At 73.1% G+C, this 23,265-nt stretch carries 20 protein-coding genes; 8 read left to right on the plus strand and 12 right to left on the minus strand.

Translation table 11 applies throughout. From position 1 onward, the window contains the following. Window positions 1–81: 81 nt before the first annotated feature. From ACFVXH_RS16770 to ACFVXH_RS16790, 5 genes are all read left to right on the plus strand, one after another. Window positions 82–906: an ABC transporter ATP-binding protein gene (locus ACFVXH_RS16770; RefSeq protein ID WP_387824201.1), complete on the plus strand. Its 825-nt coding sequence runs from the start codon at window positions 82–84 to the stop codon at window positions 904–906. 175 nt (window positions 907–1,081) lie between these two features. Next, window positions 1,082–2,230: an iron uptake system protein EfeO gene (efeO, locus tag ACFVXH_RS16775; RefSeq protein ID WP_074003652.1), complete on the plus strand. Its 1,149-nt coding sequence runs from the start codon at window positions 1,082–1,084 to the stop codon at window positions 2,228–2,230. Window positions 2,231–2,344: 114 nt separating this feature from the next. Next, window positions 2,345–3,646, plus strand: a complete 1,302-nt coding sequence (efeB, locus tag ACFVXH_RS16780; protein ID WP_387824204.1) for an iron uptake transporter deferrochelatase/peroxidase subunit — start codon at window positions 2,345–2,347, stop codon at window positions 3,644–3,646. A 48-nt stretch (window positions 3,647–3,694) separates the two neighbouring features. Further along, window positions 3,695–4,543 carry an iron uptake transporter permease EfeU gene (gene efeU, locus ACFVXH_RS16785; RefSeq protein WP_387824206.1) on the plus strand — a complete coding sequence of 283 codons (849 nt, stop codon included), beginning with the start codon at window positions 3,695–3,697 and terminating at the stop codon, window positions 4,541–4,543. A gap of 252 nt (window positions 4,544–4,795) precedes the next feature. Then, the gene (locus ACFVXH_RS16790; RefSeq protein ID WP_158077734.1) at window positions 4,796–5,407 is read left to right on the plus strand and encodes a DUF4232 domain-containing protein; all 612 of its coding nucleotides are present in this window, start codon (window positions 4,796–4,798) and stop codon (window positions 5,405–5,407) included. A 139-nt stretch (window positions 5,408–5,546) separates the two neighbouring features. On the opposite strand, the gene ACFVXH_RS16795 is transcribed toward ACFVXH_RS16790, so the two are convergent. The 3 genes from ACFVXH_RS16795 to ACFVXH_RS16805 form a co-directional block, all read right to left on the minus strand. After that, complete coding sequence (locus ACFVXH_RS16795) at window positions 5,547–8,108, minus strand: ABC transporter permease (RefSeq protein ID WP_387824209.1); 2,562 nt, start codon at window positions 8,106–8,108, stop codon at window positions 5,547–5,549. A gap of 62 nt (window positions 8,109–8,170) precedes the next feature. Beyond that, on the minus strand, window positions 8,171–8,941 hold the full coding sequence (locus ACFVXH_RS16800; RefSeq protein WP_049655792.1) for an ABC transporter ATP-binding protein: 771 nt from the start codon (window positions 8,939–8,941) through the stop codon (window positions 8,171–8,173). A gap of 213 nt (window positions 8,942–9,154) precedes the next feature. Then, the gene (locus tag ACFVXH_RS16805; RefSeq protein WP_387824212.1) at window positions 9,155–11,281 is read right to left on the minus strand and encodes a restriction endonuclease; all 2,127 of its coding nucleotides are present in this window, start codon (window positions 11,279–11,281) and stop codon (window positions 9,155–9,157) included. 307 nt (window positions 11,282–11,588) lie between these two features. On the opposite strand from ACFVXH_RS16805, the gene ACFVXH_RS16810 reads away from it, so the two are divergent. Together ACFVXH_RS16810 and ACFVXH_RS16815 are read left to right on the plus strand one after the other, a co-directional pair. Then, the gene (locus ACFVXH_RS16810; RefSeq protein WP_387824215.1) at window positions 11,589–12,542 is read left to right on the plus strand and encodes a DUF2797 domain-containing protein; all 954 of its coding nucleotides are present in this window, start codon (window positions 11,589–11,591) and stop codon (window positions 12,540–12,542) included. A 105-nt stretch (window positions 12,543–12,647) separates the two neighbouring features. After that, on the plus strand, window positions 12,648–13,592 hold the full coding sequence (locus ACFVXH_RS16815; RefSeq protein WP_387824218.1) for an alpha/beta fold hydrolase: 945 nt from the start codon (window positions 12,648–12,650) through the stop codon (window positions 13,590–13,592). A gap of 41 nt (window positions 13,593–13,633) precedes the next feature. Here the strand turns inward: ACFVXH_RS16815 and ACFVXH_RS16820 are convergent, their stop codons facing one another. The 6 genes from ACFVXH_RS16820 to ACFVXH_RS16845 all read right to left on the minus strand — a co-directional run bounded on the left by ACFVXH_RS16820 (window position 13,634) and on the right by ACFVXH_RS16845 (window position 18,924). Next, on the minus strand, window positions 13,634–14,002 hold the full coding sequence (locus tag ACFVXH_RS16820; protein ID WP_117486582.1) for a hypothetical protein: 369 nt from the start codon (window positions 14,000–14,002) through the stop codon (window positions 13,634–13,636). Next, the gene (locus ACFVXH_RS16825; protein WP_387824222.1) at window positions 13,999–14,688 is read right to left on the minus strand and encodes a DUF6232 family protein; all 690 of its coding nucleotides are present in this window, start codon (window positions 14,686–14,688) and stop codon (window positions 13,999–14,001) included. Before ACFVXH_RS16825 ends, ACFVXH_RS16820 begins: the two co-directional genes overlap by 4 nt. A gap of 144 nt (window positions 14,689–14,832) precedes the next feature. Further along, entirely contained in the window at window positions 14,833–15,138 is a 306-nt protein-coding gene (locus ACFVXH_RS16830) for a hypothetical protein (protein WP_074003642.1), read from the minus strand. 338 nt (window positions 15,139–15,476) lie between these two features. Further along, window positions 15,477–16,214, minus strand: a complete 738-nt coding sequence (locus ACFVXH_RS16835; protein WP_387824225.1) for a succinate dehydrogenase/fumarate reductase iron-sulfur subunit — start codon at window positions 16,212–16,214, stop codon at window positions 15,477–15,479. Then, entirely contained in the window at window positions 16,211–18,154 is a 1,944-nt protein-coding gene (locus ACFVXH_RS16840; protein ID WP_387824275.1) for a fumarate reductase/succinate dehydrogenase flavoprotein subunit, read from the minus strand. Before ACFVXH_RS16840 ends, ACFVXH_RS16835 begins: the two co-directional genes overlap by 4 nt. 65 nt (window positions 18,155–18,219) lie before the next feature. Further along, entirely contained in the window at window positions 18,220–18,924 is a 705-nt protein-coding gene (locus ACFVXH_RS16845; protein ID WP_049652714.1) for a succinate dehydrogenase cytochrome b subunit, read from the minus strand. 96 nt (window positions 18,925–19,020) lie between these two features. Between ACFVXH_RS16845 and ACFVXH_RS16850 the strand changes: the two genes are divergently transcribed. Continuing rightward, window positions 19,021–19,944, plus strand: a complete 924-nt coding sequence (locus ACFVXH_RS16850; protein ID WP_074003639.1) for a LysR family transcriptional regulator — start codon at window positions 19,021–19,023, stop codon at window positions 19,942–19,944. A gap of 28 nt (window positions 19,945–19,972) precedes the next feature. Here the strand turns inward: ACFVXH_RS16850 and ACFVXH_RS16855 are convergent, their stop codons facing one another. The 3 genes from ACFVXH_RS16855 to ACFVXH_RS16865 all read right to left on the minus strand — a co-directional run bounded on the left by ACFVXH_RS16855 (window position 19,973) and on the right by ACFVXH_RS16865 (window position 23,248). Beyond that, on the minus strand, window positions 19,973–21,241 hold the full coding sequence (locus ACFVXH_RS16855) for a metallophosphoesterase (protein ID WP_387824278.1): 1,269 nt from the start codon (window positions 21,239–21,241) through the stop codon (window positions 19,973–19,975). A gap of 164 nt (window positions 21,242–21,405) precedes the next feature. Further along, entirely contained in the window at window positions 21,406–22,611 is a 1,206-nt protein-coding gene (locus ACFVXH_RS16860; RefSeq protein WP_387824229.1) for a hypothetical protein, read from the minus strand. Window positions 22,612–22,759: 148 nt separating this feature from the next. Next, entirely contained in the window at window positions 22,760–23,248 is a 489-nt protein-coding gene (locus ACFVXH_RS16865) for a glutathione peroxidase (RefSeq protein WP_049652707.1), read from the minus strand. Window positions 23,249–23,265: the final 17 nt, after the last annotated feature.

The following is a 23,265-nucleotide window of genomic DNA, read 5'->3' on the forward strand; positions in this document are numbered from 1 at the left end:
CTCTGCACGCGGACGGACGGCGCCGGACCGTCCCGTGCGGCGCCCCGCCCGCACCCTGCCCGGCACCGTGATCGGAGTCCCATGAACTCATCCGCCCCCGACGTCGCCGGGCCGGTGCTGCGCACCCGCGACGTGGACGTCGTGCGCGACGGCCGCCACCTGCTGCGCGGGATCACCCTGGAGATCCGGCCCGGCGAGCACTGGGCGCTGCTCGGCCCCAACGGGGCCGGCAAGTCCACCCTGCTCGCGCTGCTCGGCGCCGTCTCCCACCCCACCCGCGGCGAGGTGGACGTGCTCGGCCGCCGGCTCGGCCGGGTGGACGTCCGCGAGCTGCGCGCCCACCTCGGGCACGTCAACCCGCGCCACCCGCTGCGCTCGCCGCTGAGCGTGCGCGAGGTGGTGCTCACCGGCTACACCAACACGATCGAGCCGGAGTTCCACCGCAAGCCGGCCCCGGAGGCGCTGGAGCGGGCCGAGCAGCTGATCGACACGCTCGGCATGCGCGCGATGGCCGAGGCCGCGTGGACGACGCTGTCCCAGGGCGAGCGCGGCCGGGCCCTGATCGCCCGCGCGCTGATGCCCAGCCCCCGGCTGCTGCTGCTCGACGAGCCGGCCACCGGGCTCGACCTGACCGCCCGGGAGCTGCTGCTGGACAGCCTGGACCTGCTGCGCCACCAGCACCCGGAGCTGGCCAGCGTGCTGGTCACCCACCACCTGGAGGAGCTGCCGGAGAGCACCACCCACGCCCTGCTGCTGCGCGGCGGCGAGTGCGTGGCGGCCGGGCCGGTGGACGAGGTGATGACCACGGAGCTGATCAGCGAGACCTTCGGCCACCCGATCCGGATCAGCCGGCACGAGGGCCGCTGGACGGCCCGGGCCGCGGCCCGCCGGACGCCGGGACGGTAGTCGCCCGCCGGGCAGGACGGCCGCCCGCCGGACACCGGGACGGTAACGGTTCAGGGGGTGGGTGTAGACGGAAAATCGTCTTTACGTAAGGTATGCCTTAGCTAATGATGGTCTGCTGGTCCCCGGCCGGCCGCACTGCCTTGGCACACCCATGCCCTTTCCCGTTGGAGCCCGCATGTCCGCCCGTCGCCGTTCCACCGCAGCCGCGCTGCTCACCCTCGCCGTGGCGACCGCAGCCCTGGCCGGCTGCGCGTCCAAGAAGGACGACAAGGCCGGCGGCTCCGACGCGGTCAAGGTGAACGCGACCGACACCGCCTGCGAGGTCTCCAAGACCACCTTCCCGGCCGGCCACGTCGTCCTGGACATCAGCAACAAGGGCTCCAAGACCACCGAGGTCTACGTCTACGGCGACGGCGACAAGATCGTCACCGAGCGCGAGAACATCGGCCCCGGCACCAAGGCGAGCATCAACGCCGAGATCAAGGCCGGCTCGTACGAGATCGCCTGCAAGCCCGGCATGGTCGGCAACGGCATCCGCCAGAAGATCACCGTCACCGGCGAGGGCGGCAGCGCCGCGCCGGCCGACCCGCGCCTGGCCGCCGCCGTCGACTCCTACCGGAAGTACGCCCAGGAGCAGGCCGACGCCACCATCCCGGCCGTCGAGGCCTTCGCCGCCGCGATCAAGGCGGACGACCTGGAGAAGGCCAAGTCGCTGTACGCGCCCTCGCGCACCGGCTGGGAGCGCACCGAGCCGGTCGCCGAGAGCTTCGGCGACGTCGACCCGAAGACCGACACCCGCGAGGACAAGCTGGAGCCGGGCCAGGCCTGGACCGGCTGGCACAAGCTGGAGAAGTCGCTCTGGGCCGACGCGAAGATCGGCGACGACGAGAAGAAGCTCGCCGACCAGCTGGTCGCCGACCTCAAGGACTGGCAGAAGAAGATCCCCGAGGCGGAGATCACCGCGACCAGCATGGCCAACGGCGCCAAGGAGCTGCTGGACGAGGTCGCCACCAACAAGATCACCGGTGAGGAGGACCGCTACAGCCACACCGACCTGGCCGACTTCCACGCCAACGTCGAGGGCGCGCAGAAGGCCTACGAGCTGCTGAAGCCGGTCGCCTCCGAGAAGGACGCGGAGCTGGCGAAGACGCTGGACTCCGAGTTCGCCGCCATCAACACCCTGCTGGCCAAGTACAAGCAGGCCGACGGCACCTTCACCTCCTACGACAAGGTCACCGAGGCCGAGCGCAAGGCCTTCTCCGACGCGGTCAACTCGCTGGGCGAGCCGCTGTCGAAGCTGGCCGCCGCCGTGGTCGTCAAGTAACCGGCCACCCCACCCCGAAGTACCCCGCCGACGCCGTGGCGGCCCGCGATCCGGGCCCCACGGCCTCCGCGGGTCAGCGCAGAAGTCCAGCACAGTAGAAGGGCCCGCCCGCCGATGGACGCGGAGAACGAGCAGCAGAACGGGACGCCGGCCGCCGCCGACGCCACCGGGACCAGGGGCGCGGTCAGCCGACGCGCCGTCATCGGCTGGGCCGGCGCGGGCGTCGCGCTCGGCGCCGCCGCCGTCGGCTCGGTCGCCGCGGCCACCCGGCAGGACGACGCCGTCCCGGTCGCCGCCCCCGTCGGCGCCGAGGTGCCGTTCTACGGCGAGCACCAGGCGGGCATCTCCACCCCGGTCCAGGACCGGCTGCACTTCGCCGCCTTCGACGTCTCCGAGAAGGCCACCCGGGAGTCCCTGGTCAAGCTGCTCAAGGAGTGGACCAAGGCGGCCGCCGCGATGACCGGCGGCCGCGAGGTCGGCACCGGCGCGGTGCCCGGCTCGCCGGAGGCGCCGCCGGACGACACCGGCGAGGCCCTCGGCCTGCCCGCCTCCCGGCTCACCCTGACCATCGGCTTCGGGCCGAGCCTGTTCGAGAAGGACGGCGTCGACCGCTTCGGCCTCCAGGCCAAGCGCCCCGAGGGGCTGATCGACCTGCCGAACTTCAAGGGCGACAAGCTCGACCCGGCCCGCAGCGGCGGCGACCTCTGCGTCCAGGCCTGCGCCGACGACCCGCAGGTCGCCGTGCACGCGATCCGCAACCTGGCCCGGATCGGCATGGGCACCGTCAACATCCGCTGGTCGCAGCTCGGTTTCGGCAAGACCTCCTCGACCACCCCGGACGAGCAGACCCCGCGCAACCTGATGGGGTTCAAGGACGGCACCCACAACATCGCGGGCACCGACGGCGCGAAGCTGGCCGACCACGTCTGGGCCGCCCCCGGCGACGGCCCGGAGTGGATGACCGGCGGCTCCTACCTGGTCGCCCGGCGGATCCGGATGCACATCGAGACCTGGGACCGCGCCTCGCTGAAGGACCAGGAGGACACCTTCGGCCGCACCAAGGGCGAGGGCGCCCCGTACGGCAAGGGCAAGGAGCACGACGCGCCGGACCTCGCGGCGATGCCCGCGACCTCGCACGTCGCCCTCGCCCACCCGGACGCCAACAGCGGCCTGATGATCCTGCGCCGCGGCTTCTCCTTCACCGACGGCACCGACGGCCTCGGCCGCCTAGACGCCGGGCTGTTCTTCCTCGCCTACCAGCGCGACACCCGCAAGGCCTTCATCCCGCTCCAGCAGAAGCTCGCGGCGAGCGACAAGCTCAACGAGTACATCCAGCACGTCGGCTCCGCCCACTTCGCCTGCCCGGCGGGCGTGCGCAAGCCGGGGGAGTGGTGGGGCCAGGCCCTCTTCGGCTGACACCCCTCCTGTTCTCCCGTACCATCTCGACACCCCTCAGGAGCCCGCGTGTTCGGCAACTACCTGATCGGCCTGCGCGAAGGCCTCGAAGCCAGCCTGGTCGTCTGCATCCTGATCGCCTACCTGGTCAAGACCGGCCGCAAGGACCGGCTGCCGCCGGTGTGGATCGGCGTCGGCTCGGCCGTGGCGCTCTCCATGGCCTTCGGCGCGGTGCTCCAGTTCGGCTCCTCGCAGCTCACCTTCGAGGCCCAGGAGGCGCTCGGCGGCTCGCTGTCGATCATCTCGGTCGGCCTGGTGACCTGGATGGTCTTCTGGATGCGGCGCACCGCCCGGCACCTGAAGACCGAGCTGCACGGCAAGCTGGACGCGGCGATCGCGATGGGCACCACCGCCCTGGTGGTCACCGCCTTCCTGGCCGTCGGCCGCGAGGGCCTGGAGACGTCCCTGTTCATCTGGACCGCCGTCCAGGCCACCGGCGACGGCTGGAACCCGCTGATCGGCGCCGCGCTCGGCCTGCTCACCTCGGTGGTGCTCGGCTGGCTGTTCTACCGGGGCGCGCTGAAGATCAACCTGGCCAAGTTCTTCACCTGGACCGGCGCGATGCTGGTCGTGGTCGCGGCCGGCGTCCTCGCCTACGGCGTGCACGACCTCCAGGAGGCCGGCTGGCTGCCCGGCCTGCACAACACGGCCTTCGACATCTCCAGCACCATCCCCAAGGACAGCTGGTACGGCACCCTGCTGAAGGGCGTGTTCAACTTCCAGCCGGACCCGACGGTGCTGCAGCTGGTGGTCTGGCTGCTCTACCTGGTCCCGACCCTGGCGGTGTTCTTCAACGTCCTCGGCGGCGGCAGGAGCAAGAAGCCCGCCCAGCCGGTGGCCGCCAAGCCGGCCGCCTGATCCGGCCGTTCGGCCTGTTCCACCCGTAGCACCCGCTCCACCCCGCTCCACCCGTACCGCCCCGTCCGGCACCCGCCGGCCGGGGCGGTTTCGTAGGAGCGGAGCCAGTTCTCGCCAGGAGCGGTCGGAACCAGTCAGGAAGACGACGAAAACGGTCAGCTCTGACAAACTGCAGTCCCAGTGGAACCGTTGCGCCACCACCTTCGTACTTAGGGTGACAGCACCATGCCATTACCCATACATGGGGGGAACATGACCGTTCGCAGGCCTGCCAGGTTAGTCGCCGCCGGTGTCGCCGCCCTCGCGGCGACCGTGTTGCTGACCGCGTGCGACGACGTGAAGTACACCGACGACAAGCCGGGCGACCCGAAGGCGAGCGCCGCCGGGGCCACCGTCCCGGGCGACCCGATGGCCGGCCAGGCGGCCGGTTCGCGCTGCAAGAGCGACGACATCACCGCCACCGTGCAGCTCAAGGGCGCGGGCTCGGCGATGCTGACGATCAAGAACAAGAGCAGCCACAACTGCACCCTGTACGGCTACCCGGGCTTCGGCGGCCTGAAGGCCGACAACAGCGCGGACGCGCTGGCGGCCAACCGCGAGTCGCACCCCGGGCCCGCGGTGCTGGTCACCCTGAAGCCCAACAAGTCCGGCTACGCGGGCCTCAAGTGGAGCGCCTGCGACAAGTCGGACGCGACCTGCCACGTGCTCACCGGCCTCCAGGTCACCGCGCCGGACGAGACCACGGCGGTCAACGCCGAGGTGCTGGGCACCGACGGCAAGCCGGCCGGCCAGCTGCTGGTCTCGGCCGCCGGGCTAACCACCGGCACCCTGCAGCCGAACAACGAGAAGGTGCTGTTCAACTGATCCGGTTCACCCGATCCGGTTCACCTGATGCAGTCCGGTTGACGATGTCCACCTGATGACGCTCGCCTGATGACACGACGGAGCCCCCGGGCCGGTTCTTCCGAACCGCCCCGGGGGCTCCATCTGTTCCGGGCCCGGACTACTGGCTCTTGATCGAGTCCAGGATGTCCAGCTTCGCCGCCCGGTGGGCCGGCCAGAGCGCGGCCAGCAGGCCGATCACGGCGGCCGCGAGCAGGAAGCCGACGGTCTGCACCGGCGGCACCACGGTGGTGATGCCCTTGAGGCTGTCCGCCAGCGTGCGCACACCCGCCCAGGCGACCAGGATGCCGAGTCCGACACCCACCAGCCCGCCGAACAGCGCGATCAGCAGCGACTCCAGCCGGACCATCCGGCGGATGCCGAGCCGGTCCAGGCCGATCGCCCGCAGCATGCCGATCTCCCGGCGGCGCTCGAACACCGACATGGCCATGGTGTTGACCACGCCGAGCACCGCGATGACCACGGACATGCCGAGCAGCCCGTACATCATGTTCAGGATGCCGGTGATCATCTGGCGGTTCTCCGCCTTGATCTCCTTCGCGCCCTTGACCGCGATCAGCGGGTTGCCGCCGGTCGCGTCGCGCAGCGCCTGCTTCAGCTCCTCGGTCGCGCCGTTGGTGCCCTTGACCAGGACCTTCTCCAGGCCGGTGGCGGGCGCCAGGTGCGGGGCGACCACGGCCTCCGGGACGATGACCGAGGCCAGCGCGGTGTTGGCCTCCAGGATGCCGCCGACGGTCAGCGAGCCCTTGGCGCCGTCCGGGTAGGTGACGGCGAGGGTGTCGCCGACCTTGTAGCCGGCGCGCTCGGCGCGGCCCGAACTGACCAGCAGCCTGCCCTGCTTGAGGGCGTCCGGGGAGCCCTCCTTGACCTTGACGGTGGCCAGCTGGTCGATGGTCGCGGCGTCCACCGCGGTCATCCACTCGCTGTCCTCGCCGTTCTGCCCGGTCTTGACGGTGACGTTGCGCTCGGCGCTGATCACGCTGACGCCGGGCGCCTTGGCGATCTGGGCGGCGACCTCGGGGGAGAGCTTCGAGAAGTTCTGCATGGCGACGGTGTAGTCGGCCTTGAGGTCGGTCTCGGCGGCCTTGTCCACGGCCTGGTTCACCGAGGCGCCGATCACCGTCAGCGAGGTGATCAGGGTGACGCCGATGGTCAGCGCCGAGGCGGTCGCGGCGGTGCGGCGCGGGTTGCGGACCGCGTTCTCCTGGGCCAGCTTGCCCGGGGCGCCGTACACGGCGCGCAGCAGCGGGGCGAACAGCGCGATCAGCGGCCGGGACAGCAGCGGGGTCAGCACGAACACGCCGATCAGCAGCGTGCCGGCGCCGAGGCCGACCAGCTTGACCTCCTTGCCGGCCACACCGCCGGCCAGCGCGGCGAGGCCGGCCAGGGAGAACAGCAGGCCGATGGTGTTGCGGATCCGCAGGCCCTTCTGGGTCGCGGGCTGCTCGGCCGAGCTCATCGCCGCCACCGGGGCGATCCGGGAGGCCCGGCGGGCGGGCAGCCAGGCGGCCAGCACCGTCACCAGCACGCCGACCGCGAGCGCGGCGACCACCGTGGTCGGGGCGATGATCAGCGGGCCGTCCGGCAGGTTGGCGTCCATCGGGCCGTTGAGCAGCGACTTGAGTCCGGCGGCGATGCCGATGCCCGCCAGCAGACCGGTCACCGCGGCGGTCAGGCCGACCAGGACGGCCTCGATCAGCACCGAGCGGGTGATCTGGCGGCGGGTGGCGCCGACGGCGCGCAGCAGCGCCAGCTCCTTGGTGCGCTGGGCGACCAGCATGGTGAAGGTGTTGGCGATGATGAAGATGCCGACGAACAGCGCGATGCCCGCGAAGCCCATCAGGACGGTGGTCAGGACGGTGGTGCCCTTCCGGATCATCTCGTCCTGCTCGGCGGCGAGTTCGCGGCCGGTCTTCGCCTCGATGGAGTCGCCCTGCGGGACGGCCTGCTTGACGGCGGTGAGCAGCGCGGCGTCGTCGGTGCCCGGCTTGGACCTGACGTCCAGCTCGGCGTAGCGGCCCGGGGTCAGGTAGAGCTGCTGGGCGGTGGCGGTGTCGAAGGCGGCGAGCGAGCCGCCGGCCACCACGCGCGGGTCGTTGGTGGTCAGGGTGCCGGTGAGCTTGAGCTTCATCACCGGGCCGTTGACCGCGACCCGGACGGTGTCGCCGACCTTGTAGCCGCCCTTGTCGGCGGTCTTGCGGTCCAGCGCGATCTCGGTGGCGTCCTTCGGGCCGCGGCCCTCGACCAGCGGGTAGCGCGGGTCGGTGCCGTCGGCGCCCGGCACGTAGTTGGTGCCGGTGGTGGAGAAGCCGTTGCCGATCAGCGCGCCCTTGGTGTCGGCGATGCCGGCGAAGCCGCTGACCACGCCGCGGACCTCGGCGACGCCGGGCACCGCGGCGACCTTGGTGCGGGTCTCCTCGGTGAGGGTCGGGCCGGCGATCCGGCCGCCGTCGTCGTCGCTGAGGTTGCGGGCCTCGCGGTCGGCGACCGTGACGGCGACGTCGGTGTAGCTCTTGGAGTTCTGGGTCCTCAGCGCGTTGCCGAAGGTGTCGGAGAAGACCAGCGTGCCGGACACGAAGGCGGTGCCGAGCATGACGGCCAGTACCGTCATCAGCAGCCGGCCCTTGTGGGCGAGCACATTGCGCAGTGCGGTGCGGAACATGAGGGAGTGTCAGTCCTGGGGGTACTCGGGGGACGGGTGGCTTCGGGCCTCGGTGGGCCGGATCAGCTGGTGCGGCCCTTGGCGTCGAAGCGGCGCATGCGGTCCAGGACGGTGTCGGCGGTGGGCTGGTGGAGTTCGTCGACGATGCGGCCGTCGGCGAGGAAGACGACGCGGTCGGCGTAGGAGGCGGCGACGGGGTCGTGGGTGACCATGACGACGGTCTGGCCGAGCTCGCGCACGGAGTTGCGCAGGAAGGAGAGGATCTCGGCGCCGGAGCGGGAGTCGAGGTTGCCGGTGGGCTCGTCGGCGAAGATGATGTCGGGCTTGCCGGCGAGGGCGCGGGCGCAGGCGACGCGCTGCTGCTGGCCGCCGGAGAGCTGGGAGGGGCGGTGGCTGAGGCGGCCGGAGAGGCCGACGGTGTCGACGACGCGGTCGAGCCAGGGCTTGTCGACCTTGCGGCCGGCGATGTCCATGGGGAGGGTGATGTTCTCCAGGGCCGTCAGCGTGGGGAGCAGGTTGAAGGCCTGGAAGATGAAGCCGATGTGGTCCCGGCGGAGCTGGGTGAGCTGCTTGTCCTTGAGGCCGACGAGCTCGGTGTCGCCGATGGTGGAGGAGCCGGAGGTGACGGTGTCGAGGCCGGCCATGCAGTGCATGAGGGTGGACTTGCCGGAGCCGGAGGGGCCCATGATGGCGGTGAACTCGCCCTGGGGGAACACGACGCTGACGTTGTCGAGGGCGACGACGCGGGTCTCCCCCTCCCCGTAGACCTTGTTCAGGCTGGTGGCTCGGGCGGCCGCGCGGCCGGTGTGGACGGCGGTTGCGGGGAACGTCACGTGGACTCCTCGGGCTGATTAACGGAATGTTTAACTCCGTAACATCATCCCAAGCTGTTCGAATGCGATTCGTATGCCACGCGGAGGGTCGGCCCCCGCCGACCCGGCGGGACGGCGGGGGGCCTTCTCCTCCTCAGGTATGACGCCGGACCCTGAGGACCAAGGGCCCCGGCAGGCTCCGGACGGTTCCGGAAGGGGCCGGGGCCCGGCCGACTACTCGACCGCCACGCCGAAGGCCGCCGCCAGCCCGGCCAGGCCGTTCGTCACCGCCCGCCCGGACGGGCTGAACTCCCAGCCGCCGGCGGCCCGGCGGAACGCCCCGAGCAGCATCGCGCTGTCCGGCACCCCGCCGGTCGGGCCCGTCCAGGCGTCCGGTCCGCCGGCGCCCGGCCCGTACGCGGCGGCGAGCGCCAGCCCGTGCACGTAGCCGAGCGGCAGCGCCGGGTGGTCCTCCTCCTCGGTGGAGACGGCGACCACCACCTCCTCGACGGCGGCCGGCAGCCGGTGCAGGTCCAGGGCCAGCCGGGCCGCCCGGGTCGGCTCGCCCGGCACCGAGCGGGTCGGGTGCAGCCGCACGGCGCCGTCCGGGTCCTGCGGGCTGTTGAAGAACACGAAGTGCTCGTCGCTCAGCACCCGGCCGCCGGCGCACAGGAAGGCGGTGACGTCCAGCTCCACCGCGTCCCCGCCGGCCGTCCGGCTCTGCCAGCTCACCGTGAGGGCGGTCTCGCGCGCCTCCTCGGACCGGTCGTTCGCGACGGCCGAGGCGGCGGCGGAGGAGCCGTCGCCGCCGAGCCGGCCGCGCAGGCCCTGCTCGGCGAGCAGGGCGACCAGCTCCGGGCCGCTCACCAGGGCCAGCGGCTTGCCCTCGATGTAGCTGTACGAGCCGCGGCCGAAGCCCGCGGTGGTGACCAGGATGCCCTTGATCGCACCGTGGTGGCGGACGGTCGACTCCAGGTCGCGCACCGCCGTCGGCGGGACGGTCTTCTTGTAGCGCTTCGCCTGGATCACGATCGTGCCGCCGGTCACCGGGTCCAGGTCCTCGGCCACCACGTCCACCCCGACGTCGCCGCTGCGGGCCGTGGTCATCACCCGGAAGCCGCGCAGCCGGAACAGCTCGGCGATCAGCTCCTCGAAGTCCAGCGGGTCCATCTCGAACAGGTCCGGCTCGTCCTCGCCGCCGTGCCCGGCCAGGCTCCCGCCGACGCTCTCCGGCCGCCGGTCCGGCCGCACCTCGTCCAGCCGCTCCGGGCGCGCCGACAGCCGGCCGCCCAGGCCCTGGAAGCACTCCACCGGGTCCACCCGGTCCAGCGCCAGGGCGGCGAAGCCCGCCCGGGTGGCGGTCAGGGTGGAGAGGAAGCGCTCGGCCTCCCGGCCGGTCGCCGGGTCGATGCCGAGCACGAAGCCGTTCAGCACCACCGAGTCCAGCAGCCCGTCCCGGTCCGCCCGGAACAGCTCCACCGCCACCCGCAGCGCCGACTGCGCCAGCACCTCCCGGTACAGCGCCTTGCGCTCCGTCGCCGGGCGGGCCACCTCGGCCTCGCGGTCGTCCGACTTCACGTACCGCACCCGGCCGGCGGCCGGCACCACGTCCGGCCCGGGCAGCTCCCAGTCCACCACCAGCTGGCGGCTCCCGGCGTCGAACGCCGCCGCCAGCCGGTGCGGGAAGCCCTCCGGCCAGGCCGCCGAGGCGTACAGGCCGGCCGTGAAGTACTCCTGCACCGCCTCCGGCTCGCCCGCCCGCAGCCGGCGCAGCAGCTCCTCGGTCCGGGCGGCCAGCTCCTCCTGCTGCCGGCGGGAGTGCTCGACCCCGGCCAGGTACTCCTGGTGGTACGCGGCCAGCCGGTGCTGCCGGTCCACCTCCCGGGCCTGCGCGGCGTACCAGTCCTGCTCGAACCGGGCCCGGGCCTGGGCCAGGTACTGCTCGTACTGCTGCCGCACCCCCGGGTTGCGGGCCTGCACCGGGTCCGGTGGCGGCACGAAGTACCGGGCCGAGGACTGGTCCGGCATCGGCACCGGCTCGCCCAGCGGCCCCGGATCGAACGGCGGCACCGCCCGCGGCGCCAGCAGGGCCTGCGGGCCGAAGGCCGGCGCGGCCAGCCCGGCGGCCAGCAGCCCCCGCAACTCCTCGACCCGGGCGTCCAGTTCGGCCGTCCGCCGGGCCACCTCCGCCTCCCGCGACTGCTGGTAGGCGCGCTGCGCCTCGCGCTCGCCGCGGGCCGCCGCCTTCTGCACCTCCCGCTGCTCCCGCTCCCGGCGGCGCTGCTCCGCCGCCTCGGCGCGCCACCGGGCCTCCTCCCGGCGCTGCTGCTGTCGCTGCGCCTCCGCCCAGATCGCCAGCACCCCGCTGCTCCGCCGCCCCGACACCGTCCGCCCACCCCATTCGCCTCGCGCCCGATGCGGCCGCCGCGGCACCGCCTCCCGACCGCGCCGCCGACCGCGCCCGCCACAATAGAACGTGAACACCCCGCCCGGCCAAGCGCCGGTGACCTGCGGGGCTTTCGGGCGGGGAGGAGGGGCCGGCCGCCACGGACCTGACGCCCTGTCGAGGGGGCCGGCGGGCGGGGTGGCAGGGGTGTGGCGGCGTCGGGCCGCCCGGCCTGTCGGTGGCACCGGGTAGTCTCGTCGGCTACCGACAGCCAGGAGAAACGTGACGATCCCCCCGCAGCCCCCGCAGACCCCCGAGCACCGGGCCCGCCCCGCCGGCTGGGTCTCCACCGGCCTGAGCTGGCGGGACGGCCGCGCCGTGCTCGGGGCCGCGCGCGGCGCGCAGGTGCACGAGCGCGCCGTGGCGCCGGGGGTGGAGGTCGGCTGGCTGCTGGGCGGCCCGCGCCGCTGCGTGGGGGCCTGGCTGGCCGGGGCGACGGAGCGCACGCCCTGCCCGCACCACGCGGTGATCGACCCGGGCGGCGGTGCGACGCAGTGCCCGGCCTGCCAGAGCGTGGACCGCGGCCTCGCCCTCGCCCGGGACCAGATCCTCGACGACGGCCGCACCTACCTGCTCTACCTCGCCTGGTTCGGCGAGGGCCTGCTCAAGGTCGGCCTGACCGCCGAGCAGCGCGGCGACAGCCGGCTGCTCGAACAGGGCGCGCTGGCCTACGCGTTCACCGCCCGCGGCGCCCTGCCGGCGGTCCGGCGCGCCGAACTCACCGTCGCCGCCTCGGGCCTGGCCCGCGAGCGGTACAAGTCCCGGATCAAGACCGAGCAGTGGTGGTCGCACGGCGACGTCCCGTACCGCCGTACGGTGCTCGGCGACGCCCGCGCCCGGGCGCACCGGCTGCTGGACGGCCACGCCGTGGAGCTGCTCGCCGACCGGCCGGTGGTCGACCACGTCGAGCGCTACGGGCTGGCCGGCGGCGCCCCGGAGGCGTACCGGGAGATCGCCGGGCTGGCCGACGGCGCGGTGCTCGCGGGCCGGCTCCGCGCGCCGGTGGGCCGGCACCTCTTCCTGGACCAGACGGACGGCTCCGGCCCGCTGCTGCTGGACACCCGGCTGCTCACCGGCTGGACGCTCAGCCCGGTCACCGGCCGCGGGTCCGAGGGCATGGTCCTCCAGGAGCGTCTGCGCCCGCCGGAGCCGGACACCCAGGAGGCGCTGTTCTGAGACCGCCAATGACCGCTCCGACCAGCATGGTTGCGTAATAAAACCGCAAGGCCTAGCCTCGGCCTTGCGGTTTTAAGTTGCTACCACCTTGGAGCGAGCCCGACCATGATCGCCGCCCACGAGACCTTCGACGGCACCTTCCCGTACCGGCCGCACTTCAGCACCGCCGCCGGCTTCCGCCAGCACTACGTGGACGAGGGCAGCGGCCCCGTGGTGCTCTGCCTGCACGGCGAACCCACCTGGGGCTACCTCTTCCGCGACCTGGTCCGCCGCCTGGCCCCGACCCACCGGGTGGTCGTCCCCGACCACATGGGCTTCGGCAAGAGCGCTACCCCGGCCGACCGGACCTACTGGCTGCAGGACCACGTCGACAACCTGGAGGCGCTCGTCCTGGACCTCGGCCTGCGCGAACTCACCCTGGTCCTGCACGACTTCGGCGGGCCGGTCGGCATGGGCCTGGCCGCCCGCCGCCCGGAGCTGATCGCCCGGGTGGTGAGCGTCAACGGGCCCACGCCGTTCGGCCAGCCCGGCCTCGGCGCGGCGCTCGCCGCCAACGCGGCCGAGTCCCCGTGGTTCGGCTGGATCGCCCGGGCGCACGCCGACGGCAGCCTGGACGCCGTCCTCGGCGAACTCCGCCACACCGTCCTCAGCACCCTGAAGCTCAACGGCTTCGAGAACAACGCCCTGATCACCGACACCTGGCTGGCCGCCTACGGCGCGGCCTTCCCGTCCCCCGCGGAGGCCGCCGGGGCGATCGGCTGGGCGAAGGGCTTCGCCACCGGGGCGCACACCTTCGAGACCCCGGGCGCCGAGGCCCGCGCGGCGCTCGCCGCCCTGCCCGCGCTTGCCCTCTGGGGCGCGGCCGACCGCACCCTCGCCGCCCGGCACTTCCTGCCCCTGTTCGCCGAGGCGTTCCCGCGCGGCCGGGCCGTCGAACTGCCCGGCGTCGGCCACTACAGCCCCGAGGACGCCCCGGAGACCGTCGTCGAGCTGGTGGAAGGCTTCCTCACCGAGACGGCGGCGGAGACGGGGGCAAGGGGTACGGCGTAGGCCGGCGCCCGCCCGCGAGTGGGTGGGCGCCGGCCGGTCGGTCAGCCGCTGAGCAGGGCCAGGAGCTGGTTCGCCAGGCCCAGCGCGGGCGCGGCGGCCTCGCCGACGCTCTGGGCCAGGCCGGCCAGCAGCAGCAGGGTGTTGCGCCGGCTCCTCGGCTCCTCGGCGGCGGGGCTGGTCAGCACCGGCAGGGCCTCGGCGAGGCTCTGCCGGTCCGCCTCGTGGAGCCGCCCGTCCCGGGCCAGGTCGGTGACCACGGCGGCGAGCCGCGCGAACAGCGCGGCGACCTCCGGCGGCAGGGCCTGGTCGCCGACCGCCCCGTTGTTGTGCTGGATGCCGACGTTGCCGCTGCCGCCGTGGATGGTGACGCGGTCGCCGTACTGGACGTCCGGACGCTCGTTGTCGTTCACTTGCTGACTCCCGTGTTTCCCTGGCCGCCGTAGATGTTGACGCTGTCGCCGAACTGGTACTGCCGCAGGTCCACGCTGATGGTCTGGACGATCTGCTGGAACTCGGCCTGCGGGTTCTCGATCGCGCGGGTGATGGTGGCCTGCAGCTCGAACGCCGGCTCCGCGGTGAGCCAGGCCAGCACCGCGGTCGGCGGGCCGGCCGTGTCCACGGCCAGCACGTACAGGTCGGGCCGGCGCAGCACCGGCCAGGTGAAGATCAGGAAGTAGAGCGCCACGAGGATCATCGAGACGAGGAACAGCGTGCCGGACCCGGAGTCCGAGGACGATCCGTCGGTGGCCTGCGCGATCACGAGCACCGGCAGGAAGACGACCAGGCCGAAGGCGAGCAGCCGCAGGAGCGCGCGGCGCCGGCCGGGCACGATCAGGGAGGTACCGACCCGGGCCACGTTGGCGAGCGGGTACGCGGCCTGCCCGATCCAGAGGATGCGGTTGGTGACCGCGACGCGGGTGGTGGTCGGGGTGCCGGCGGGACCGCTCGTGAAGGCCGGCGGCGGGGTGGTGGGCGGCGGCGGCCCGAACGGGGCCGGTGTCGGCGGCCCGCCGGGCGGAGGCGGCGGAACGAACGGGAAGGAGCCGGTCTGCCCGGCCCGGGTCGAATCGGAAGGATCGGTCGGCTGCATGGCCATGTCCCCCAAGGCTGTCGTGCGAGGGAGGACAATGTGCCAGCAGGCTCCGGGTCCGCACAAGTTCATTGTCGTGGCGGATAACTGACGCACCGTCGGTTCGTGTGCCCCGGCCCTGGTCCCGCCGACCCGTCGTCCCGCGGGCCGTCAGCCCAGCTTGCCGCGCAGCACGCCGGGGCCGGAGCGGGCCCGGCGGGACCGCGGCGGGCGGGACGGGCGGACGTCGGGGCGGGCGGGCTGCTCGGCCGCCTCCGCGGCCCGCCGGGCCAGTGCGGCCCGGGCGGCGGCCAGCGCGACCCGGGCGAGCAGCGGGTCCTCCCGGACGCCGGCCGCGCGCTTGGCGCTCTGGCAGGCGGTGCACCAGACCGGCGAGGCCGGCCCGTCCGGGTACACCATCTCCTCGGGCGGCAGGTAGTGCCCACCGCACTCGACGCATTCGAAGACGAACCTCATCCGACGATCACCGTTCCGGATCCGTGGCACCGGCCGCAGGGCGACCAGAAGGTGTGGACACTGGGCACCATGCTTCCTTCCTCGTCCAGTTCGACCGTGGCCTCGGTCTTCTGGGTCCCCCCGGACCCGCCGCAACCGGAACAGGACTGAACCTCGGGCATATGCCGTCCTTCCGTAGCGGACACCACCGTAGCGCGATTCCCCGTCAGGAAGCACGGCCCCGGGCGATCCACCACCCGTACGGGTAGCGCGAACCGCGACCGCACGCCCTGTTCCAGAACGGCGTCGGCCCCTCGCCTGAGCACCAGAGCGAGGGGCCGACCGTAGCGGGGGAGTCGTCAGCCGCGGGCGGCCCGCAGGAACTCCCGGTTCATCGCCGCGATGCTGGGCAGCGGGATGCCCTTGGGACAGGCGGTGGCGCACTCACCGGTGTTGGTGCAGCCGCCGAAGCCCTCGGCGTCCATGGCCGAGACCATGTCCCGTACCCGGGCGGCCCGTTCCGGCGCGCCCTGCGGCAGCACGTTGAGGTGCACCACCTTGGCGGAGGTGAAGAGCATCGCCGAGCCGTTCGGGCAGGCCGCCACGCAGGCGCCGCAGCCGATGCACTCGGCGTGCTCGAAGGCGGTGTCGGCGGTCTCCTTGGGGACGGGCGTGGCGTGCGCCTCGGGGGCGCTGCCGGTGGGGGCGGTGATGTAGCCGCCGGAGCCGATGATCCGGTCGAAGGCCGAGCGGTCCACCACCAGGTCTTTGACCACCGGGAACGCCGCCGCCCGCCAGGGCTCGACGTCGATGGTGTCGCCGTCCTGGAAGTGCCGCATGTGCAACTGGCAGGTGGTGGTGCGCTCGGGGCCGTGCGCCTGGCCGTTGATGACCATGCCGCAGGCGCCGCAGATGCCCTCGCGGCAGTCGTGGTCGAAGGCGACGGGCTGGTCGCCGCGGGTGATCAGCTCCTCGTTGAGGGTGTCCAGCATCTCCAGGAAGGACATGTCCGGGCTGATCCCGCCGACCCGGTAGGTGGTCATCGAGCTGGGTGCGTCCGGGCCCGCCTGGCGCCAGATGCGCAGGGTGAGGTTCATGCGTAGCTCCGCTGGGTGGGGTGGACGTACTCGAAGTCGAGTTCCTCGCGGTGGAGGACGGGTGCCGCGCCGGTGCCGGTGAACTCCCAGGCGGCGGCGTAGGAGTAGTCCTCGTCGCGGCGGGCGGCCTCGCCGTCGGGGGTCTGGCTCTCGGTGCGGAAGTGGCCGCCGCAGGACTCGGCGCGGTGCAGCGCGTCCAGGCACATCAGCTCGGCCAGTTCGAAGTAGTCGACCAGCCGGTTGGCCTTCTCCAGCGACTGGTTGAGCTCCTGCCCGGTGCCCGGCACCTTGATCCGGCGCCAGAACTCCTCGCGCAGCAGCGGGATCCGCTCCAGCGCCCGGCGCAGTCCGGCCTCGTCGCGGGCCATCCCGCACTCGTCCCAGAGCAGTTCGCCGAGTTCGCGGTGGAAGGAGTCCGGGGTGCGGTCGCCGTCCACCGCGAGGATCAGGTTGAGCCGGTCCTCGACCTCGGCCTCCACCTCGGCGAGCACCGGGTGGTCGGCGGGCACGGCCGGCAGCGGGTGGCGGGCCAGGTAGTCGTTGATGGTGGGCGGCAGCACGAAGTAGCCGTCGGCCAGGCCCTGCATCAGGGCGCTGGCGCCGAGCCGGTTGGCGCCGTGGTCGGAGAAGTTGGCCTCCCCGATCGCGAACAGGCCCGGGACGGTGGTCTGCAGGTCGTAGTCGACCCAGAGCCCGCCCATCGTGTAGTGGATCGCCGGGTAGATCCGCATCGGCACCCGGTACGGGTCCTCGGCGGTGATCCGCTCGTACATCTCGAAGAGGTTGCCGTACTTGGCCTCGACGGTGTCCCGGCCCAGCCGGCGGATCGCGTCGGCGAAGTCCAGGTAGACGCCCTGGCCGCCGGGGCCGATGCCGCGGCCCTCGTCGCAGACGTTCTTGGCGGCCCGGGAGGCGATGTCGCGCGGCACCAGGTTGCCGAAGGAGGGGTAGATCCGCTCCAGGTAGTAGTCCCGCTCCTCCTCCGGGATCTGCCCGGGCGGCCGGTTGTCGCCCTTCGCCTTGGGCACCCAGATCCGGCCGTCGTTGCGCAGCGACTCGCTCATCAGGGTGAGCTTGGACTGGTGGTCGCCCGAGCGCGGGATGCAGGTCGGGTGGATCTGGGTGAAGCACGGGTTGGCGAAGTACGCGCCGCGCCGGTGCGCCCGCCAGATCGCGGTGGCGTTGGAGTTCTTGGCGTTGGTGGAGAGGTAGAAGACGTTGCCGTAGCCGCCGCTGGCGAGCACCACGGCGTCCGCGGTGTAGGAGCGGATCTCGCCGGTGACGAGGTCGCGGGCGACGATGCCGCGGGCCCGGCCGTCGACCACCAGCAGGTCGAGCATCTCGGTGCGCGGGTGCAGCTCCACGTTCCCGGCGGCGACCTGCCGGGAGAGCGCCTGGTAGGCGCCGAGCAGCAGCTGCTGGCCGGTCTGGCCGCGGGCGTAGAAGGTCCGGGAGACCTGGACGCCGCCGAACGACCGGGTGTCCAGCAGGCCGCCGTACTCGCGGGCGAAGGGCACGCCCTGGGCCACGCACTGGTCGATGATCTCCACCGACACCTGGGCCAGCCGGTGCACGTTGGACTCGCGGGCCCGGAAGTCGCCGCCCTTGACGGTGTCGTAGAACAGCCGGCGGACCGAGTCGCCGTCGTTGCGGTAGTTCTTGGCCGCGTTGATGCCGCCCTGGGCGGCGATCGAGTGGGCGCGCCGGGGGGAGTCCTGGAAGCAGAACTGGACCACGTGGTAGCCCTGTTCGGCCAGGGTGGCGCCGGCCGCGCCGCCGGCCAGGCCGGTGCCGACCACGATCACGGTGTGCTTGCGCCGGTTGGCCGGGTTGACCAGCTTGGCGTCGAACCGCCGCTGGTCCCAGCGCTGTTCGATCGGCCCGGCGGGGGCCTTGGCGTCGGCGACCGGCTCGCCGAGGGTGTACTCCAGGTAGCTCATGTCACCACTGCTCACTTCACCGCTCCGGTCAGCACTGCTCACTTCACGCCTCGGGCCACCACTGCTCACTTCACGACTCCGGTCATCACGGCCACGGGGACGGACAGGAAGCCGGCGGTCAGCACCAGCGCCAGGCCGTTCGCGACCAGCTTGAGCGCCCGGTCGCGGCGGGCGTTGTTGGCGCCGAGGGTCTGCGCGGCGCTCCAGAACCCGTGCCGGATGTGCAGGCCGACGGCCAGCATCGCGACGACGTAGAACACGTCGACGTACCAGCGGCCGAAGGAGGCCACGATGTTCTGGTACGTCTGGCCGTGATCGGTGCCCGGGTTCACGGTCAGCGTGGTGAGGTCGAGGATGTGCCAGACGATGAACAGCGCCAGGATCACCCCGCCCCAGCGCATGGTCCGCGTCGCGTAGCTGGCGCGGCGGCGCTTGTGCACGTACCGGCTCGGGCGGGCCGCGAGGTCGCGGCGGCTGAGCTGGTACGCGGAGACGCCGTGCAGCACCACGGCGGCCAGCAGGCCCGCCCGGGCGATCCACAGGAACCACTCGTGGCCCAGGAAGGGCTGTCCGATGGTGCGCAGCCAGGCCGCGTAGCCGTTGATGTCGTCCGGGCCGAAGAACACCTTGAGGTTGCCCAGCATGTGCGCGACCAGGTACAGCAGCATGGCCAGTCCGGTGACGGCCATGACCGCCTTCTTGCCGACGGTCGACCGCCACAGGGTCGCCAGGGTGGACGGATGCCGGGCCGTCCGAGTCGCGGTTGTCATGGCAGCAACGGTAGGGACGCCGGCGAGGGTACGTCCAAGACATGATGCGGCTCGTGACGATAGGCATGGGCTATCGATGCGGCCTATCCTGGCCCTGTGCAGCTCCAGCAACTCCGCTACTTCCTGGCCGTCGCCGAGACCCGGCACTTCACCCGGGCCGCCGAGGCGGCACACGTCGCGCAGCCGTCACTCTCGCAACAGATCCGGGCCCTGGAACGGGAGTTGGGCGCGGAGCTGTTCCACCGCACCCGGGGCAACATCGCGCTCACGGACGCCGGGGACGCCCTGCTGCCGCTGGCCCGGCGCATCCTCGCGGACACCGAGACCGCCCGGCTGGCCGTGCAGGAGACGGTGCAGCTGCGCCGCGGCCGGGTCCGGCTGGGCGCACCGCCGAGCCTGTGCACCAGCCTGGTGCCGGACGTGCTGCGGGTCTTCCGGGACCGCTACCCGGGGGTGGCGCTGGTGGTCCGCGAGGGCGGCTCGCGCGACCTGGTCGGCTGGCTGGCGGCGGGGGAGCTGGACCTCGCGCTGACCATCACCCGGCCGAGCGGGGAGCAGGAGCCCGCGCTGGCGGTCACCGAGCTGCTGCACGAGGAGCTGGTGCTGGTCGCGGCCGGGCGGCCGGCCCGGCGCAAGGTCCGGGTGACGGAGCTGAAGGGCCGGCCGCTGGTGATGTTCCGGGAGGGCTACGACGTCCGCGAGGCGACCCTGGCGGCCTGCCGGGCGGCCGGGTTCGAGCCGGAGTTCGCGGTGGAGGGCGGCGAGATGGACGCGGTGCTGGGCTTCGTCCGGGCCGGGATCGGGCCCGCCGTCGTCCCCGGCATGGTGGCCGCCCGCTCCGGCCTCGCGGTGACGGCCTTCGCCGGGCCCGGCCTGGGCCGCACCATCGCCGTCGCCCACGGCCACGAGGTGCCGCTCACCCGCGCGGCGGAGGCGCTGCGGGACACCCTGCTGGCGCACCTGCGCGACGCCGCCCGGGACGGCGAACTGCCGCCGGGGACGCGGCTGTTGCTGCCCTGAGCCCCGGTTCGAGCCTTTCAGCGGTCGGTCACGCGGTGGGCGACGGACCGCCCGCGCGCAGGGTGAGCAGGGTGATCTCGCTCGGGGCGAAGACCCGGAACGGCGGGCCCCAGAAGCCGGTGCCGCGGCTGGTGTAGAGCTGGGTCCGCTCCCCGTGCCGGCTCAGGCCGTGCACCACCGGCTGGTCGATCCGGACGAGGAAGTTGAACGGCCAGATCTGGCCACCGTGGGTGTGCCCGGAGACCTGCAGGTCGATGCCGGCGGCAGCGGCCTGCGGGACGTACTTGGGCTGGTGGGCGACGAGCAGGACCGGCAGGGCCGGGTCCGCTCCCGCCAGCGCGCCGACCAGGTTCGCGCGGTGTCCGGCCAGGCCGGAGGACTCCGCGGTCACGTCGTCCACCCCGGCGAGCACGAGGGCGTCCCCGCCGCGCTCCACCACGAGGTGGCGGTTGTGCAGCGGCTCCCAGCCCAGGTCCGCCATCCGGTCCAGCCAGCCCTGGGCCTCGCTGCCGTACTCGTGGTTCCCCGTGACGTAGACCTTGGCCAGCCGGGACCGGACCGTCCCGAGCGGCGCGGACTGCTCCCGGCGCTGGGCCGGGGTGCCGTCGGCGATGTCGCCGGCGTGGACCAGGACGTCCGCGTCGAGCGCGTTGACCGCCTCGGCGACCCGCGCCGACCAGTCCGCCCGGTCGATCGGCCCGTAGTGGGTGTCGGCCAGCACCACGACCCTGGTCCCGTCCAGGCCGGCGCCGAGCCGCGGGAGGTGCACGTCCACCCGCTTCACCCGGGGCACGCGCATCGCCTCGTGGTGCCCCCAGCCCAGCAGCCCGGCCGAGACCACGGCGACGGCCACGGCCACGGCCCTGGCCCGGTCGGTGCCGCCGACGTCGAGCCCGGCCAGCAGCAGGTCCACCGAGCCGCCCAGCACCGACCAGGTGAACAGCACCCAGACCACCCCGAGGCTGGTGTCCGCGACGCGGGCGGCCCGGTCGCTGCGCCGCCGCCCGTGGCCCGCGACCATCAGGAAGGGGAAGGAGACCATCCAGGCCGCGAGGACGACCGTGCCGGCCAGGAGGACCGGGAACGGCCAGTCGGCGCCGGAGGCGAACAGGGTCCACCAGGGCGGGAGGCAGAGCAGGACGAGGACGAGCACCAGGACCGCCAGCCGCCGGACCAGGGAACGCCGACGCCCCGCGCCCCCGCCCGGGGGCTCCGTGCCCGCCTCGGGCCGGTCGGCGGCCGCGACGGTCTCCGGACCCTCGCGGTCCGCCGACCGGTGTCCCGACTCCAGCCCCATGGATTCGCCTGCTGTCACCGTGTCGCCCTCACATCCGCTGCCGTGCCCCTGCTCCCCATCATCCGGCAGACCGTCGCCGACGGTCCCGCCCGGGTGCCGCCGCCGACCGGGCCGTGCGCCACGGGGCCCCGGCGAGTCGTCCCCGCCGGCCCCGAGCCAGGGGCTCAGCCGCCGCCGTAGGTGGACTGGGTGACCGCGAAGACGTTGCGCCCGCCCGTGGTCTCCTGCAGCGACCACAGCAGGTCGGGGCCGGTGGCGTCCTCCCAGTAGGAGAGGCTCTCGCCGCCGCCCACCCAGGCGAAGGTCGAGGGGCCCGCGGTCGGGGTCCAGTAGGAGAGCTTCTTCTGCCCCGAGGAGTTGAACCACCACCGGCCGTTGTGGGAGGCCACGCCGTTGAGGTTGTACCAGGGCAGTTGGAGGGCCTGGCTTGCGGTCGTCGTCGCGGCGAAGGTCGTCGCCCCGGCGGCGAACGGGAAGCGGACGGCCCGCGGCGGGCGGTTCGGGTAGTCGACGCAGTCCGCCTGGCAGGTGTACTCCGTCATCACGATCGACTTGCTGACCCGGTCGAGGGAGACCGACGACCACACCAGCTTGGCTCCGGAGGCGGTCTGCGCGGTGACCGTGCCGATCTGGGGCAGCACGTAGGCGTAGTTGTGGGCGTAGTAGGCGCCTCCGGGCTGGCGGCCGACCTGGTCGGCGGTGCCGCCGGTGTCGGTGTTGAGGATCTTGCGCAGGTCGAAGACGCGCATGCCGCGGCCGGTGTCGGCGACGTAGAGGTGGTCGCCGTACCAGGAGACGCCGCCGGCGTGGATCGGGACGTCCTTGAAGTCCGGCGCGGCCGCGGTGCCGGTCGGCTCCACCAGGAGGATCTTGCGGTAGGTGTCGGGGTAGGCGGCGTCCCAGTCGACCAGGGTGATCCGGCTGCGCTGCTGCGCGCCGCCGCAGCCGTCCTTGGTGTACCAGCTCACCAGCACGAGCTGGTGGCCGTCGTAGTCGCCGCTGTTCGCGGTCCCCACGGCGTCCCGGCTCGTGGTGATGCCCTGGGGGAAGCTCTGGCAGTCGGAGTTGTCGCCGTCGTCGAACCGGAAGCCGGTGGTCAGGCCGGCCACGGAGAAGGACGCGGGGAGGGCCTGCCGGTCGTGGTTCGCGTGCTCCATCACGGTGTGCACGGCGGAGGTCCCGAGCGTCGTGGCGAGCGCCGAGTCGAGGGTGTCGTACTGGTGGTAGTCGGAGGTGAGGGTGTAGTCGGACGCGGTCAGGGCCGTCGGCGCCGCGGCGGCCGCCGCCGGCGAGGCACCGGCCGGTGTGCCGGTGACGAGCAGGCCGGCCGCGAGCAGCGCCCTTGCCGCTGTTCTGATGTGACGGATCATCAGGGTGGGCCCTCCGTGGGCGATGGATCAACGGGGGCACACACGGTAGGGGCGCTTGGGCATGTCCGCAACACCCCGAGGAGGGCCTTGCGTGCGCGCACGACGGAGGCCCGGGGCCGCGGGCCCCGGGCCTCCGCGGTGCGTGTGGTCAGGCCGGCAGGACGGCCTCGAGCGCGGCGACCAGCTCCGGGGACTCCGGCTCGACGGGCGGGCGCAGGCGCGCGACGACGGTGCCGTCCGGGGAGAGCAGGAACTTCTCGAAGTTCCAGGCGATGTCCCCGGCCTGGCCCTCGGCGTCGGCGACCTCGGTCAGCTTGGCGTACAGCGGGTGGCGGTCCTCGCCGTTGACGTCGATCTTCTCGAACAGCGGGAAGGTCACGCCGTAGGTGGTGGAGCAGAAGGTGCGGATCTCCTCGGCGCTGCCGGGCTCCTGTCCGGCGAACTGGTTGCAGGGGAAGCCCAGCACGGTGAACCCGCGCCCGGCGTACCGCTGCTGGAGCCGCTCCAGGCCCTCGTACTGCGGGGTCAGACCGCACTTGGACGCGACGTTGACGATCAGCAGCGCCTTGCCCTTGTGGTCGGCCAGCGAGGTGGCCGCGCCGTCGAGGGTGCGCAGCGGGATGTCGTACAGGCTCACGGGGGTGGTCCTTTCGG

Source organism: Kitasatospora sp. NPDC058184 (assembly GCF_042883725.1).
Lineage (GTDB): Bacteria > Actinomycetota > Actinomycetes > Streptomycetales > Streptomycetaceae > Kitasatospora.

Bases quoted from the DNA above. Each gene is read 5' to 3' on its own strand.
- ACFVXH_RS16770 (WP_387824201.1), top strand. From the start codon at position 82: ATGAACTCATCCGCCCCCGACGTCGCCGGGCCGGTGCTGCGCACCCGC.
- efeO (WP_074003652.1), top strand. From the start codon at position 1,082: ATGTCCGCCCGTCGCCGTTCCACCGCAGCCGCGCTGCTCACCCTCGCC.
- efeB (WP_387824204.1), top strand. From the start codon at position 2,345: ATGGACGCGGAGAACGAGCAGCAGAACGGGACGCCGGCCGCCGCCGAC.
- ACFVXH_RS16790 (WP_158077734.1), top strand. From the start codon at position 4,796: ATGACCGTTCGCAGGCCTGCCAGGTTAGTCGCCGCCGGTGTCGCCGCC.
- ACFVXH_RS16795 (WP_387824209.1), bottom strand. From the start codon at position 8,108: ATGTTCCGCACCGCACTGCGCAATGTGCTCGCCCACAAGGGCCGGCTG.
- ACFVXH_RS16815 (WP_387824218.1), top strand. From the start codon at position 12,648: ATGATCGCCGCCCACGAGACCTTCGACGGCACCTTCCCGTACCGGCCG.
- ACFVXH_RS16825 (WP_387824222.1), bottom strand. From the start codon at position 14,688: ATGGCCATGCAGCCGACCGATCCTTCCGATTCGACCCGGGCCGGGCAG.
- ACFVXH_RS16830 (WP_074003642.1), bottom strand. From the start codon at position 15,138: ATGAGGTTCGTCTTCGAATGCGTCGAGTGCGGTGGGCACTACCTGCCG.
- ACFVXH_RS16835 (WP_387824225.1), bottom strand. From the start codon at position 16,214: ATGAACCTCACCCTGCGCATCTGGCGCCAGGCGGGCCCGGACGCACCC.
- ACFVXH_RS16840 (WP_387824275.1), bottom strand. From the start codon at position 18,154: ATGAGCTACCTGGAGTACACCCTCGGCGAGCCGGTCGCCGACGCCAAG.
- ACFVXH_RS16845 (WP_049652714.1), bottom strand. From the start codon at position 18,924: ATGACAACCGCGACTCGGACGGCCCGGCATCCGTCCACCCTGGCGACC.
- ACFVXH_RS16855 (WP_387824278.1), bottom strand. From the start codon at position 21,241: ATGGGGCTGGAGTCGGGACACCGGTCGGCGGACCGCGAGGGTCCGGAG.
- ACFVXH_RS16860 (WP_387824229.1), bottom strand. From the start codon at position 22,611: ATGATCCGTCACATCAGAACAGCGGCAAGGGCGCTGCTCGCGGCCGGC.